Below are 1,015 nucleotides of genomic sequence, written 5' to 3'. Positions count from 1 at the left end.
GCGCCGCAGGCGGCGCGCATCATCGCGGACGCCGGGCTGCGCGCGTCGTCCCTGTGCCGCGGCGGGTTCCTCACCGCGGCGGACGACGCCGGCATCCGCGCCGCGCTCGACGACAACAAGCTGGCGATCGAGGAGGCCGCGACGATCGGCACCTCCGAGCTGGTCTTCGTGGTCGGCGGGCTGGTGGGCTCGACGCCGGGCGGCGCCCCGACGTCGGACGTGGACCGCGACCTGGTGGCGACGCGCGGCCGGGTGGCCGACCGCATCGCCGACCTGGTGCCGTTCGCAGCCGAGCACGGGGTGCGGATCGTGCTGGAGCCGCTGCACCCGATCTTCGCCGCGGACCGCGCGGTGATCTCCACGCTGGCGCAGGCGCTGGACCTGGCGGCGCCGTTCGCGGCGTCGGAGGTGGGCGTGGTGGTCGACACCTACCACGTGTGGTGGGACCCCTCGCTGCAGCGGTCGATCGCGCGGGCCGGACGGGAGGATCGCATCGCGTCGTACCAGGTGTGCGACTGGGCACTGCCGCTGGCGGCCGAGCCGCTGAACTCGCGGGGGCACGTGGGCGACGGGTACGTCGACTTCACGACGATCACCGGCTGGGTGCGCGACGCCGGGTACGTGGGCGACATCGAGACCGAGATCTTCAACGAGGAGATCTGGGCCCGCCCGACGGCGGAGACGGCGGCGACAGTCCTTGCCCGCTACGACGAGCACGTGGCGCCGTACCTGTAGGGAAGCAGATCTACTTCGAGGCCCGGGTTTCTCCGCTTTGAGCCCTGTCAAAGCGGAGAAACCCGGGCCTCGAAGGTGAGTGGTGAGACCGGCCCGTCTCAGGATCCTGGCATCAAGGCCCACCCCGTCCACGACGACGGGCCTGCCGCTCGTTGAGCACAGCACTTCCTGCCAGCCGGGACCCCAAACTGGCAGGAAGTGCTGTGGTCAATGACGCCAGGCGGGAGGGGCGGCCGCCGGGTGGAGGACGAAGCGGCAGACGCCCCAGACGGCGAACAGT

The 1,015-nt window shown here is 71.8% G+C and carries 1 protein-coding gene; it reads left to right on the top strand.

What is annotated here, in order from left to right:
- The coding region (locus PROKR_RS04125; RefSeq protein WP_036959803.1) for a sugar phosphate isomerase/epimerase family protein at positions 1–735 on the top strand (735 nt) is incomplete at its 5' end.
- Between the last annotated feature and the right edge of the window lie 280 nt (positions 736–1,015).

Source organism: Promicromonospora kroppenstedtii DSM 19349 (assembly GCF_000515355.1).
In the GTDB taxonomy this organism is placed as follows: domain Bacteria; phylum Actinomycetota; class Actinomycetes; order Actinomycetales; family Cellulomonadaceae; genus Promicromonospora; species Promicromonospora kroppenstedtii.
The sequence above is the reverse complement of the archived record's forward strand: the minus strand, read 5'-3'. Positions and strand labels throughout refer to the sequence as shown.